Raw genomic sequence first — 13,508 nt, forward strand, 5'->3', positions numbered from 1 at the left:
CTAAAGCTGTATATCAAAAAGCATCTTTCATTATTACATCTTTCAGAAAGCTGTTAAATTCATTATATTCAGCATCGGTAAGCTTATTCGGACGGCTCATAACAATCAGCTCATGTCCGGAATTTCCGATATGATACGGAGGATGAATATGAGAATACTGATTTTTAACAAAACCGCATCTTTCATAAAAGCCCTTTCTTCTTATTGAAATATCGTCAACAGGAGGATCTATTTCAAGAATCAGTCCTATTTCTTTCAATAAATCCAATATTCTCTCTCCATAAATAATTATATAATAAAACCCATCCGGGACTGCTCCCGAATGGGTTTGTATTTTACCTAAATTTACCTAAGGCAAACTATATTACTCATAAAGAGGATATTTCTTTGTAAGTGCATCAACTCTTGCGATAGCCTCTGCCTTAAAGCCTTCAAAGTCTTTAAGTGTGCCTGAAATAATTGCTGCGATTTCCTTCATATCTTCTTCTTTCATGCCTCTTGTTGTAACGGCAGGTGTACCAAGACGAACACCGCTTGTTACGAAAGGTGACTGAGGATCGAAAGGAATTGTATTCTTATTGCATGTAACTCTTACTTCGTCAAGCATCTTTTCAGCATCTTTGCCTGTTACATTGTATTTTCTGAGGTCAACAAGCATAAGGTGGTTATCTGTTCCGCCTGAAACGATGTCAAGGCCGTTTGCCATAAGTCCTTCTGCAAGAGCCTTAGCGTTCTTAACAACCTGTGTCATATATTCCTTATATTCGGGTGTAAGAGCCTCTTTGAAGCATACAGCCTTAGCCGCAATGATGTGCATAAGAGGACCGCCCTGTATTCCGGGGAAAATAGCTTTGTCAATCTTCTGTGCATACTCTTCCTTGCACATAATCATACCGCCTCTGGGGCCTCTGAGTGTCTTATGTGTTGTTGTTGTAACGAAATCAGCATAAGGTACAGGTGAAGGATGAAGTCCTGTTGCAACAAGACCTGCGATATGAGCAATATCTACCATAAGATATGCTCCTACCTTCTTGGCAATCTTTGAAATTCTTTCAAAGTCGATTGTTCTTGCATATGCACTTGCTCCGGCAACGATAAGTTTGGGCTTTGCTTCAACAGCAATTCTCTCAAATTCATCATAATCGATGAAGCCTGTTTCGTCTACACCGTAAGGTACAACGTGGAAATATTTACCCGAAATATTAACCGGTGAACCGTGTGAAAGATGTCCGCCATGGCTTAAGTTCATACCAAGGATAGTATCTCCCGGCTCAAGCATAGCAAAATAAACAGCAATGTTTGCCTGGCTGCCTGAATGAGGCTGAACATTAACATGTTCACAGCCGAAAAGCTGTTTTGCTCTTTCCCTTGCAAGGTTTTCAACAACGTCTACGTTTACACAGCCGCCGTAATAACGCTTTCCGGGATAGCCTTCTGCATATTTATTTGTAAGATGTGTTCCCATTGCATCCATAACAGCAGGTGAAACAAAGTTTTCAGATGCAATAAGCTCGATATTATCTCTCTGACGCTTAAGTTCTGCCTCCATAGCCTGTACAATTTCAGGATCTTCAGCAGCAATTCTTGAGAAATCAAGTACGCTCATTTAAAATATCCTCCTTGAATTATATTTGTAATTTCTAAACTTACAACGAATAATATTATATACCAAAATTCGGCTAATGTCACCAAATTTTTTGTATCAGCCGTTTTATGCTCTGTTCTGTCAAATATGTATAACAAAACGTCAAAAAATTTGTTTATAATTGTCATTATATTTTTATCTGACATTCTGTTATCATGTATGTTATGCAAATTTTCAATTAAACCATGCAGTTTGATACAGTCAGGAGATGCAGTTTAGGTGAACAGTCGAAATATCCTCGAATTTGCCGTAACCACCGGCGAAAGAATGCTTGCCAACGGTTGCGGAACACATAGAATAGAAGGTCTTATAAACAAAATACTTGAGCCCTGCAAGTTCAGAAACCATGAAATTTTCGTTACAACAACCGGTATTGTTATAACAGTGGAATCTGTCGATGAAGGCGTTATAACCGTTATGAAACAGGTGCCGAAGAAAAAAATGCACACGGAGCATATATCCCTTATTGAAGACATAGTAAATTCATTTGTTGCCGGCGAACTCACAGCTGAACAGGCACTTGTGGAACTTAAAAATGCCGATTCAAAGGCGACCTATCCGTACTGGATAACAATACTTGCCTATGGTATGGCAGGCTGTTTTAGAACGCTTATGTTCGGAGGCCAGATAATAGACGGCCTTGTTTCAGTATGCGTAGGAGTATGTATGGGAATTTTTGTGCAGGCATTAAACGCCAAAAACACATTTACGTTTCTTGTAAACTGCTGCGGAGGCTTTGTGGTCGGTTTCCTTGCGGTATTGTTTATGCGTTTCGGTATGGGTTCAATGCTTGATAAAATAATAATCGGAACACTGATGCCCATTGCTCCGGGAGTACCCTTTGTTCATTCGGTAAACGACATTCTTCACGGCGATTATACATCCGGCATGACCCGTGCATATGAAGCAATACTTACCGCCGCCGCAATAAGCACCGGAGTTGCCTTTGCTATGATATTATGGAAGCTTTTGGGAGGTAATGTTTCATTATGAGAACAGTTTTAATAGAAATGCTGCTTGCATCGCTTGCATGTATGTTTTTTGCGATTGTGTACAATACGCCCAAAAAAGAATTGGTTTTCTGCTGGCTTTTCGGCGGCATAGGTTACGGAATATATTATTATCTTGTTAAGTTTTGCAGTATGGGAACATTTGCGAATTTCTTCGGCGCCTTCGCCATAGCAATTCTTGCAAGATTTACATCTAATAGACGAGAGATACCTGTGATGGTATATGTTCTTCCTTCTGTGTTTCCGCTTTCGCCCGGCGGAAATATGTATAACGCCTGTTATGCGCTTATTATGAACAACCTTGATATGGCAATGACAGAAACAATGAAGTGCATAAAAATAGTTGGTATGTGCGTAATAGCGATATTGATTGTGCTTTCACTGCCGGAAGGAATATTCAAAAACAGAGACAAAGCCAAAGCTTAAAATACAGAAAAAGCTCATGTGTGATTACATGGGCTTTTCTTATGTTTTTTAAATTATTATTTAATTCAAATTCATACAATTTTAAAATTAAATATAATTCAGAAAATTTAGATCGAGCAATGAACCGCAAAGTATGCACCCCGAAGAAAACGGGGCGGTCGCAGACCGTTTTGCGTAGCAAAATGCTTTGACCATGATGCGGTGGTCGAAGACCACTTTGCGAAGCAAAGTTCTGACAGTTTTAAAGGTTCGCAGGGTATGGGACAGAGTCCCATAGGTTTTTCAATAGTTTTATTCTTCTCTTGGCAGAAGCTTTTTCCTTTTTGCGAAATAATATCCGTAACCCATTATGTCCGCAAGCACCCAGCCTATCGGTATTGCCATCCATATACCTATCTCACCTATCGGTCCGGCAAGCGTATATGCCAATACAACACGCATTCCGAGTGATATTACCGTAAGCACAACCGACATTCCCGGTCGTTTAACCGCACGATAAAATCCATAAAGCAGAAACAAACAGCCTATTCCTACATAAAACGCTCCTTCAATATGCAGATACTGTACACCGACGGCAAGCACCTGTGTTTCCTCGGCTTTTATAAAAATCCTCATAAGCGGCTCAGCAAATACAAATACAAGTGCAGAGATCACCGCTGAAAAGCCTGCCGACAATGCCGTTGCCTTCTTAAAGCCTTCACGTATACGTGATGTATACCCTGCACCATAATTCTGTGCAATAAATGTAGAAAACGCATTTCCGAAATCCTGAACCGGAAGATATGCAAATGTATCAATCTTTACTGCCGCTGCAAATGCCGCCATTGTTACCGCACCAAAACTGTCAACAAGACGTTGTATAAGCAGTATACCGAAATTCATTGCCGACTGCTGAACACAAGTGAGCATGGACATATCGCATATTTCCTTTAAAATAGCTTTATTCCATTTCATGTGCTTTCTGCTCGGAATAAAATCCTTGCATTTCGTAAGATAATATATCGATATGCCTATTCCCGAAACATACTGTGCCGCAACCGTTGCCGCAGCCGCACCGCCAATTCCCCAATGAAAAACAAGCACAAACAACATATCCAGACCTATATTAAGCAATGCAGATGTTCCGAGAAACCACAACGGCGTCATAGAATTTCCGACTGCCCTAAGCAGACAGGCAAAGAAATTATAAAGCGAGGTTGCGATAAGTCCGGCAAATATAATTATTATATACTCCTTCATTGAACCGTAAAGCTCATCGGGAACCTGCAAAAAAGTAAGTATCGGATTAACGCATATGTAAACGATAATATTCATAACAATCGTTACAGACATAATAAGCCCGAAGGCATGGACTATTGCACTTTTCAGCGAATCTCTGTCGTTTTTTCCAAGATAAATAGAAAACAATGCTCCCGCTCCCATTGAAAGCCCTATAAAAATCGAAGTAAGAAATGTCATCAGCGTATAAGCCGAACCGACTGCCGCAAGTGCGTTTTTTCCGAGAGCCTGACCGACAATCAGCGTATCGGCAATGTTATAAAGCTGTTGCAGCAGATTTCCTGCCATCATGGGCAGTGCAAACAGTACAAGTCCTTTGGTTATACTTCCTTTGGTTAAATCTCGATACATATAATCACCCATAACATTATAATTAATTATAGTAAGCATTATACCATTTTTGCTTACATAATGCAATATATAACTTTCATATTGAAATACAACTACAACTATGCTATACTGTCATAGAGGTGATATTTATGTATCTTGACGGCTTAGACGAAATCGACCAGAAAATAATTACACTGCTTATAGAAAATGCGAGATACACCTATTCGGAAATCGGCGACCGATTGGGACTTTCCCGTGTTGCAATAAAAAACCATATAGATGCTCTTGAAGCACAGGGAATTATAGAAGAATACACAACAATAATAAATCCACAAAAGCTCGGCGGTGCTGTTTCATGCTATTTTGAAATAGAAACATCACCTTCAAGCTTTACAAAGGTTATACAGCTTTTGTGTGACTGTCCTACCGTAACGCAAATTTACCGCACTACCGGCAAATGCCGGCTTCATGTACATGCCGTTGCCGCAAACCACGATGAGCTTGAAGGCTTTCTTTCCGAGGTAATCGACAAGCTTCCGGACATTGTTTCAATAAGCACAAATGTTATTCTATCAAGCATAAAGGACATAAAAGGCTTAAGATTATAGGACGCAAAAATGCACCGAACTTCTTCATTCGGTGCATTAATTTTTGCTTAATTCTCAAATATATTTTTTTCTTTTGCCAGCTTGGCTATATCCTCATAAAATCTGCCCAAAATGCCGTTATAATCATCTTTCCATGGCTTATTTTCACCATAATAGTGAATAATGACTGAGTTTTCCCAAACCCAATTTATATCAATATATTCATTCTTTGGATTTAGATTGTTCATTTTTATAATTCTGTCACTGATATTATACTTCAGAGTATCAAGCAGATTTATTTTATCTCCGTATAATGCGGAAATTATATCCTGATCAGGAAGAATAAAGTGCTTTCCATATTTCTTGACGTAATCAAACACTTCCTTTATTGTCTGGTTTCTTCTAAGTTCATCAAGATTCATAAGCATAACTCCCGAATTGATATACGGTGTGTTTTTCTTCATTCCGAGCCTTATTCTGTTCACATCATTCAAAAACGTCTTTGTGTGGCTGCATGCCGCATAATAATATCCGTCAAGATTGGTATTATAAAGCTCTTCAAGGGAATTTATGACAATTATATCCGGATCAAGATAAAGCACCCTGTCCATATTTTTCGGCAGAAATTCCGATGCAAATATGCGGTAATAAACCACTTTGGAATATCTGACAGTTTCCGGAAATCCCTTAAATATACTGTCATCAGCCTCTATCAGATGAATTTTCAATCCTTCCTTAAGCCGTTCCATATTTCCCACAAAGTCGTTAAAATCCTCGGTATTCTTGGTTATTATATAGACATTCCAGCCGTCCTTTGACGGAAAACGCATAATAGAAAGCAGGCACATTTTCAGCGGTTCAATATAATTCTTATCAAGTGTGAAGAGAAAATTCATTTAATCAATCCTTTTTACTGAGTATCTGCATAAATTCTTCGCCTGTTATTGTTTCATTCTCATAGAGATATTTAGAAATTTCATGGAGCTTCATTATGTTATCTTCAAGAAGCTTTTTAGCCTTATCGTGCTGTGTTTCGACAATATTGACAACCATTTCATCAATTTTTGTCTGTGTTTCGGCTGAACAGGTAAGGCTTGTATCTCCGCCGAGATACTGGTTGTTCATTGTTTCCATTGCAACCATGCCGAATTTATCCGTCATACCAAAACGAGAAACCATTGCCTTTGCAAGCTTTGTTGCCTGTTCAATATCGTTTGACGCACCTGTCGTTATTTCCTTGAATATTATTTCTTCTGCGGCACGACCGCCTGTGAATGTTGCAATCTTATTTTCGATTTCGGTTTTTGACATAAGGTAATGCTCGCCTTCATCAACCTGCATTGTATAACCCAAAGCACCCGATGTTCTCGGTATAATAGTTATTTTCTGCACAGGTGCGGAGTTTGTCTGGAGTGCTGCAACAAGCGCATGACCTACCTCATGGTAAGAAACAATAAGCTTTTCTTTATCGGAAAGTATTTTGTTTTTCTTCTGATAGCCCGCAATTACTACCTCAACACTTTCCATAAGGTCCTGCTGTTCTACCTTTCTTCTTCCCATTCTTACGGCACGAAGAGCCGCCTCATTGATTATATTGGCAAGCTCGGCACCTGATGCACCGGCAGCTGCCCTCGCTATTTCAGAATAGTCAACGCCATTGGCTGTTTTAATTTTTGCACCATGAACCTTAAGTATATCGATACGTCCCTGTAAATCCGGAAGCTCAACGGGAATACGTCTGTCAAAACGGCCGGGTCTGAGAAGTGCCGGATCAAGAGATTCCGGACGGTTTGTAGCCGCAAGAATGACAACACCGTTGTTTCCGTCGAAGCCATCCATTTCTGTAAGGAGCTGGTTTAATGTCTGCTCACGTTCATCATTTCCGCCTATCTGACCATCACGTTTTTTACCTATTGTATCAATCTCATCTATGAATACTATACAGGGGGCCTTTTCCTTTGCTTGTTTAAAGAGATCTCTTACTTTAGCGGCGCCCATACCAACGAACATCTGAACAAACTCAGAACCTGAGATTGAGAAGAAGGGAACATCTGCCTCACCTGCAACAGCTTTCGCAAGAAGCGTTTTACCTGTACCGGGAGGGCCTACAAGCAAAGCACCCTTGGGAAGTGATGCACCGATTTCCGTATATTTTTGAGGATTATGAAGATAATCGACTATTTCCTGCAAAAGTTCCTTGGCTTCTTCCTCACCTGCAACATCCTTAAACTTAATACCTGTATCACTCTTTACATATATCTTTGCTCCGTTGTTTCCGCCCATACCGAACTGCATCATAGTCGGATTGCTTCCAAGCTTATCGGCCATTTTCTTTGAAACCCATCTGGAAAGAGCAACCATTATAAGTATCGGAACAACAAGACTGAGGAAATAATATGTCAAAGGACTCATTTGTTTAACTATTTCCTTATTAAAAGACGCTCCGGATTCAAAAAGTCTGTCAACCAAATTGGGATCGTTAAGGTTACCGGTTTTATAAATCTGTGTTCCGGCTTTATCGGTAAACACGATTTCGTCTGTATCTATCGTAACATCACCGATATTTTTGTCATCCATCATGGTCATAAATGTTCCGTAATCAACCTCTTTAACTCTTGAATTAACAGCTGCCGGGAAAACAACCATATTCAAAATACATAAAACAACCAATGCAATAAGCCAAAACATATACATTGGTTTTTTGTCCGGTTTAACTTCCTGCATAAAAAATCACGCTCCTCGTCTGCTAAAATTATATCCTGTTTTATAAAAATATATTTGTTACAATCGTTGTGAATCACCACTAATGTTACACTTGTAACTTTCTATTTTTTGTATTATAATATAGCTAAAGACGAAATTCAATAGTGAATACAAAATTTGTTACAGAAAGGAGATTATGCAACATATGTCCGCAGATTCAACAAAAGAATGTATCTATACTGCACTGATACTGCTTATGGAACAACACAGCTACGATAAAATAACCGTAACTGACATAACAAAAAAAGCCGGAGTATCAAGAATGAGCTTTTACCGCCATTTTGATTCAAAGGACGATGTTATATTCAAAGCGGCAGAAGAACGTCTTAGAGAATTAAATGAAAAAGATGATATAAATGTCTATAAAAACTCAGACGAATTTGAAAAAAGGTACCTTCTCAATATAAAGGATTGCCGAACATTGCTGAAAAGCCTCGACAGAGCCGGAAAAATTGACCTGCTTTTTCCAATACTGCTTAAAGGAAACACTATGCTTGCAAAAAAACATATGGGACTGGAATCGGACAGCGAAGAGGCCCGTCTTGCAATCGTATATCACACAGGCGGAATTTTTCAGCTTATAAAGGAATGGCTGCATAACGATTTTAAAGCACCGCCCGACGAGGTTGTTAAAACAATCAAAAAAATGTGCAAACCTGAATAAAACACGCATAAATCCTTATATCGCAACATAAAAAATATACGCAATCCAATCGGAAAGCGTATATTTTTTAATTTATCACTATTTCATTTATGTTTTTTATCTTCGTCTTTCGTTCCTTCATTCAATGTTGTTACAATAACCTCAACATTTATGGGCTTTGCTATATATCCGTTCATACCGGCATCGCGACAGCGTTTTCTGTCCGAAGCAAATGTATTAGCTGTCATTGCAAAGATAGGTATTCCGTTATCAGGTTGGTTGCTGTTACGGATAGTCTTTGTTGCCTCAACACCGTCCATAACCGGCATCTGCATATCCATGAATATAGCAAAATACTCATCAGGCTTTGAATTATTGAAACGATCTACCGCAATAGCACCGTTTTCTGCCCAGTCAACCGTCAAGCCGATACTCTGAAGAAGCTCTGTTGCGATTTCAGCATTAAGTTCATTATCCTCTACCAGAAGAACCTTTTTGCCCGTAAATTTTTCATAAATATCAGTTTCGTTTTCGGCAGGATTTAATATATCCTCTATCTGCTCTTTTGTTGCCTGCATGAAAGGAATTTCAACAACGAATGTTGAACCTTCCCCGAGCTTACTCTTTATTGATAATGTCCCGTTCATAAGCTCGGTAAAGCCTTTAACAACCGACATACCAAGACCGGTTCCCTGTATTTTGGAAACACGGCTGTCCTCCGCTCTTACGTAATCCTCCGTTATATGGCTTACAAAATCCTCAGTCATACCTATTCCGTTATCTTTGCAGATAAATTTACATCTCAAATCCGGAGAACATTCAAGACTTACGTTTATTGTTCCTCCGTCTTCTGTATACTTTATTGCATTGGAAACAATATTAATTATTATCTGGCTGAATCGGTTGGAATCTCCGATAACAACAAAATTATCGCAGTTGTATTTTACATTAAGCTTCTGTTCTTTTTTATCCGCGAGTGGTTTAAGTATATCCGTACTCTGTCTTACGCATTCGGTAACATTAAACGGAGTATTTACCAATTCCATATGTCCATGCTCAAGCTGATTTACATCAAGAATCGAATTAATAAGCACCAAAAGATAATTACCTTCCGATGTTATACTGTCGAGAGCCTCTGACAATCTAGGCATATCATTTTTATATTTCTGTGCAATCTGAGTCATTCCGAGCACAACATTAAGAGGAGTTCGTATGTCATGGCTCATTTTCGAAAAAAATTCATTTTTGGCCTCTGTCGCCACTTCTGCATCATTAAGCGCAACAGCAAGCTTTTTTGAAATTTCCGTCTGGATATTTTTGCTTTTTACCGACTGGAAATACAAAACAATCAGGAATATTATCAACAATACAACCGCAACAATTATAATGAATACAGTCGGATGGTCAAACAGATATTCAATAGGTGTAGTCGTTGATGCTTCTTCAACATATGACTGAACAATTTCAGATCTTATATCAGCAGAAACCAATGAAAGCGTTTTTGACCAGATACCGTAAAAATTATAATCAACATTTGCATTTATGCCCATACATAAATCAAACTCTACTCCCGGAACAATGTCAACTCTCAGTCTGTTCTGAACATCATCGCGTGCAAGTCTTTGTGCAGTATAGGTAGGAAGCAAAGCACCGTCAACCTTTCCGGAAACTATCTGCTGTATACACCGGTCCGTGCTTGTAACGCTGACTATTTCCACATCAGGCCAATTTGATGATAAAATTTCTTTGACATCAACATTATTGTCAAGCACTGCAATTTTTTTAATCTTTCCCGATGCACCTCTGCTGCGCAGTACCGATACGGAGCTTGTAAGATAAGGATCAGTAAATTTATATTTAAACTGATTGTCGTCTATGTAATCACATTCGGAATCAATCCATATGTCGGCCTTGCCATTTAAGATAATGTCCATATACTCCTGTCGGCTGGCAACCGGCATTATTTCATATTTAAGTCCGAGTTTTTCAGCCGTTGCGATAAAAATTTCAGCATCAATTCCCGATGCGGTTCCGTTATCAAAAAACGAATATGGCTTTCTATCGGGATTCATAACGGCAGTAATAACTGTACCGTCGGCAATGAGTTTATCAAGCAATGCCTGTTCATCATTAGTAAATTCAATACTGGCGTTTTGTGTTCCGTAATATCTATTATAAAGATCAACTCTCCAGTTAGGATTTTCGACATTCATTCTGTCTATCGCATCATCTATTTTATCAATAAGAGCCTGATCCTCTTTTCGAGCCATAATGTAATAAGGTGTCTGTCCGAAGTTCTCAATGATACGTTCATCCTCCGGTGTACATATATAGCTGTTGACAATTGCGTCAATCTCATTATCTATAAGAGCCTTAGAAAGCTCGGTCTGTGTTTCATAGTATTTTATTTCATAAGTAAAGCCCTTTGATTCAGCCCATTCAAGAAACTGCGGATTATATGTATGTTTTGCAAGCAGACCGATACGCAGCCCGTTATATGTTGAATAATCGCCTTCCACAACTTTGTCATTTCCGACTTTAACATTCATACATGTTGTGGCCGTAATTGACAGGTGCTTTGAAATTGCAAATTCACTTTGTCTTTCCGGTGTACTTCTTGCCGCAGTATATATATCAAGCTCACCATTTCGGAGCATATCTACACATTCGTTTGCTGTCTTGTCGTATCCGACATAGGAAAATGTACATTGCATATATTTTGACAAATTCTGCATCATTTCGTATCCGTATCCATAACGCATACCGTTTTTGTCTTGCATATTAAAACAATCAAATGCATAAAAAGCCACCTTATAATCAGGCGTTTCCTCTTTGGGTACATTAGCCGCATATGCCGTATTTGCAAGCATGCATATCATCATTAATACAGAAACAAAAGATGTTAATATATGTTTAATTATGCCTTTCTGTTTTTTATTAATACACACGTTTGCAATCATACACCTTTCCCCTTAATAAAAATTGTAAATACACAATATAATTATTTATTATACACTTATATATTTCTATGTCAATTTATGCCAACCAATTAATTAAATAAAACAAATGCTACTATTATTGTATATATTACCTGTAAACAGTCTATGATTCTTTTAACGACATTTCATTCTTTATGTAGTCTTCTTCCAGTTTATTTTTATGTATTCCTTTATAATCTTTTAATTCTTTCCTGCTGTATCTGCATAGTATCATCTACACCTGAAATTTCTGTTTATGTATTTATGCTTTTAATTTGCATGCCTATTGAATATCATTAGTGCAATCTTACTTTTGAGTGTCCCTACAAATTGTGATACACTCATATACGGTGGTAAGCTTACTAACATATGTATGTGGTCTGGGCATGCTTCTGCTGCTATTATCTCTACTTTTAATTCATTACATATTTTGCAGTATTGCTCCTATATCACGTTTTAATTCCTTATAGATTATCTTTCTTCTATACTTCGGTGCAAATATCACGTGATATTCACATCTGTATGTTGAATGTGCTGTATGTCTTATTTCACTTTTCTTGTAAAAACCTCCTTGATTCCTATATGTGATGCGGTGGCTAAACCTTCACTTATACTATCACGGAGGCTTTTATTTACCAAGGTATTTTTATCTACCCATGGCAGAACCAGTGGTTTATTCATGCTATAAGCGCCAAAAATACCCTCCTTACTGGTTTGTCCAGTAAAGAGGGTACATATCACTAACGGCTAAATACCACTTTGTATGCAAACTGAGAAAATCATTCAGACTTTCCCTTTTAATTTTAATATATTGATTATATTTATGCAAATTACAACAGAGCCTGAGGTATCTACGTCCCGAACGCTGAGCTCCTTTCATTACATGTAAATAGCAAGTTGCGACAATCTGAAATGTATGAAGCAATGATAGAATTAATTTTTAATTCCATGCACCTACGTAAATTGCGACGTACGTAATAAGGATGATGCACTAAACATATTTAATTTTTAATTCCATGCACCTACGCAAATTGCGACGTAAATATTTTTCATTATCTGTCTTGTCAGAATTCTTTTCATCCCATGCACCTACGTAAATTGCGACTTGTGGTTGTTTTATGTCGAGTAAAAATCTCATGTCTTTTCATTCCATGCACCTACGCAAATCGCGACAATCCATACTTTACAATTTGCTTGCTTTGAGGGCTTTTCATTCCATGCACCTACGCAAATTGCGACGATGTCAGCATACAGTCCGACGCCGATATGGCGTATTTTCATTCCATGCACCTACGCAAATTGCGACCTTAGGATAAAATGTTGCATTGACGTATGTAACAATCTTTTCATCCCATGCACCTACGCAAATCGCGACTGTCACGCCACATGTCTGCTTCAGTGCTCATGCTTTTTTCATCCCATGCACCTACGCAAATCGCGACTCAATAACATGGCCTTTTAAGCTGTCTGAATAACCATTTTCATCCCATGCACCTACGCAAATCGCGACTTAATATTCTGCATAAAAGCGGGAAATTCTTTGTCTTTTCATCCCATGCACCTACGCAAATCGCGACAAAAGCGTGCTGCTGAATTAGATTTTAACGACATCTTTTCATCCCATGCACCTACGCAAATCGCGACACTTACTGGTACTGTATCAAAAAAAAGGTTAGTGCGTTTTCATCCCATGCACCTACGCAAATCGCGACTGGGCGGACATACCCGGCATTTATGTGAGAATCGAATTTTCATCCCATGCACCTACGCAAATCGCGACGCTTCTGTACCTAAAAACGGTAAATCCGCATCACTTTTTCATCCCATGCACCTACGCAAATCGCGACG

At 38.6% G+C, this 13,508-nt stretch carries 10 protein-coding genes, 1 pseudogene and 1 CRISPR repeat array (1 of these 12 only partly in view); of the genes and pseudogenes, 4 read left to right on the top strand and 7 right to left on the bottom strand.

From position 1 onward, the window contains the following. Nucleotides 1–13: 13 nt before the first annotated feature. A complete protein-coding gene (locus KQI66_RS01970) occupies nucleotides 14–268 on the bottom strand; it encodes a hypothetical protein (protein ID WP_216427031.1) in 255 nt (84 codons plus the stop codon). Between the two features lie 96 nt (nucleotides 269–364). Continuing rightward, entirely contained in the window at nucleotides 365–1,606 is a 1,242-nt protein-coding gene (gene glyA, locus KQI66_RS01975) for a serine hydroxymethyltransferase (protein ID WP_216427032.1), read from the bottom strand. A gap of 258 nt (nucleotides 1,607–1,864) precedes the next feature. Here glyA and KQI66_RS01980 point away from each other — a divergent pair, with 258 nt between their 5' ends. After that, entirely contained in the window at nucleotides 1,865–2,638 is a 774-nt protein-coding gene (locus KQI66_RS01980) for a threonine/serine exporter family protein (RefSeq protein WP_216427033.1), read from the top strand. Further along, nucleotides 2,635–3,081, top strand: coding sequence for a threonine/serine exporter family protein (locus KQI66_RS01985; RefSeq protein ID WP_216427034.1), 447 nt, complete (start codon nucleotides 2,635–2,637; stop codon nucleotides 3,079–3,081). Before KQI66_RS01980 ends, KQI66_RS01985 begins: the two co-directional genes overlap by 4 nt. A gap of 291 nt (nucleotides 3,082–3,372) precedes the next feature. Here the strand turns inward: KQI66_RS01985 and KQI66_RS01990 are convergent, their stop codons facing one another. Next, nucleotides 3,373–4,812 (bottom strand): MATE family efflux transporter, encoded by a 1,440-nt coding sequence (locus KQI66_RS01990; protein WP_216427065.1) that lies wholly within the window; start codon nucleotides 4,810–4,812, stop codon nucleotides 3,373–3,375. A gap of 26 nt (nucleotides 4,813–4,838) precedes the next feature. Here KQI66_RS01990 and KQI66_RS01995 point away from each other — a divergent pair, with 26 nt between their 5' ends. Continuing rightward, entirely contained in the window at nucleotides 4,839–5,297 is a 459-nt protein-coding gene (locus tag KQI66_RS01995) for an Lrp/AsnC family transcriptional regulator (RefSeq protein ID WP_216427035.1), read from the top strand. Nucleotides 5,298–5,344: 47 nt separating this feature from the next. Here KQI66_RS01995 and KQI66_RS02000 read toward each other — a convergent pair whose 3' ends face one another. Then, a complete protein-coding gene (locus KQI66_RS02000; protein WP_216427036.1) occupies nucleotides 5,345–6,172 on the bottom strand; it encodes a glycosyltransferase family 8 protein in 828 nt (275 codons plus the stop codon). Between the two features lie 4 nt (nucleotides 6,173–6,176). Beyond that, nucleotides 6,177–8,000: an ATP-dependent zinc metalloprotease FtsH gene (gene ftsH / locus KQI66_RS02005; protein ID WP_216427037.1), complete on the bottom strand. Its 1,824-nt coding sequence runs from the start codon at nucleotides 7,998–8,000 to the stop codon at nucleotides 6,177–6,179. 184 nt (nucleotides 8,001–8,184) lie between these two features. Here ftsH and KQI66_RS02010 point away from each other — a divergent pair, with 184 nt between their 5' ends. Next, complete coding sequence (locus tag KQI66_RS02010) at nucleotides 8,185–8,703, top strand: TetR/AcrR family transcriptional regulator (protein WP_216427038.1); 519 nt, start codon at nucleotides 8,185–8,187, stop codon at nucleotides 8,701–8,703. An 83-nt stretch (nucleotides 8,704–8,786) separates the two neighbouring features. On the opposite strand, the gene KQI66_RS02015 is transcribed toward KQI66_RS02010, so the two are convergent. Next, nucleotides 8,787–11,564, bottom strand: a complete 2,778-nt coding sequence (locus KQI66_RS02015) for an ATP-binding protein (protein WP_216427039.1) — start codon at nucleotides 11,562–11,564, stop codon at nucleotides 8,787–8,789. Nucleotides 11,565–11,784: 220 nt separating this feature from the next. Continuing rightward, a pseudogene (tnpA, locus tag KQI66_RS02020) lies at nucleotides 11,785–12,207 on the bottom strand (IS200/IS605 family transposase). A 391-nt stretch (nucleotides 12,208–12,598) separates the two neighbouring features. Then, nucleotides 12,599–13,508: direct repeats of the CRISPR family, unit length 32 nt; unit sequence TTTTCATCCCATGCACCTACGCAAATCGCGAC; it runs 64 nt beyond the window's last position.

Source organism: Anaerotignum sp. MSJ-24 (assembly GCF_018918145.1).
Classification (GTDB): domain Bacteria; phylum Bacillota; class Clostridia; order Lachnospirales; family Anaerotignaceae; genus Metalachnospira.

Coding starts and splice junctions, on each gene's coding strand:
- glyA (WP_216427032.1), bottom strand. CDS start 1,606: ATGAGCGTACTTGATTTCTCAAGAATTGCTGCTGAAGATCCTGAAATT.
- KQI66_RS01985 (WP_216427034.1), top strand. CDS start 2,635: ATGAGAACAGTTTTAATAGAAATGCTGCTTGCATCGCTTGCATGTATG.
- KQI66_RS01995 (WP_216427035.1), top strand. CDS start 4,839: ATGTATCTTGACGGCTTAGACGAAATCGACCAGAAAATAATTACACTG.
- KQI66_RS02000 (WP_216427036.1), bottom strand. CDS start 6,172: ATGAATTTTCTCTTCACACTTGATAAGAATTATATTGAACCGCTGAAA.
- ftsH (WP_216427037.1), bottom strand. CDS start 8,000: ATGCAGGAAGTTAAACCGGACAAAAAACCAATGTATATGTTTTGGCTT.
- KQI66_RS02010 (WP_216427038.1), top strand. CDS start 8,185: ATGTCCGCAGATTCAACAAAAGAATGTATCTATACTGCACTGATACTG.
- KQI66_RS02015 (WP_216427039.1), bottom strand. CDS start 11,564: ATGATGATATGCATGCTTGCAAATACGGCATATGCGGCTAATGTACCC.